Source organism: Paraburkholderia sp. SIMBA_054, from assembly GCF_046534875.1.
GTDB lineage: Bacteria > Pseudomonadota > Gammaproteobacteria > Burkholderiales > Burkholderiaceae > Paraburkholderia > Paraburkholderia hospita.
In genome coordinates this window covers 1-290 of record NZ_JAWRXV010000553.1, presented here as the reverse complement: position 1 = coordinate 290, position 290 = coordinate 1, and the positions used below count along the sequence as shown (strand labels likewise).

1 protein-coding gene is annotated in these 290 nt (G+C 49.3%); it reads left to right on the top strand.

Features of this window, described 5'->3' with window-relative positions; genetic code table 11:
* A partial coding sequence (locus SB822_RS56305; RefSeq protein WP_410859007.1) for a hypothetical protein occupies positions 1–290 on the top strand: 290 nt, incomplete at both ends.

Sequence of the window (290 nt, the reverse complement as noted above, 5' to 3'; positions counted from 1 at the left end):
GAAGCAATGAGGAAATTTCCAATAGCGGCGTTCGGCACACTCGCCCTTGCCTTATCTGCCTGTTCATCTGAAGAGGCCGGCAATGCAAAGGATGCGGACAGCTTATTGACGGATGACTGGAATGTGGTTCAAGATGCCGCCCAAGGCCAGGAAGTCAATATGTATATGTGGGGCGGAAGCGATAATATCAATGATTATTTGGACGAATGGGTCGCACCGCGCATGAAAGAAGAATATGGCATTGAGCTCAAGCGCGTCCCGATGAACGATGCGCAAGACATTATCAATCA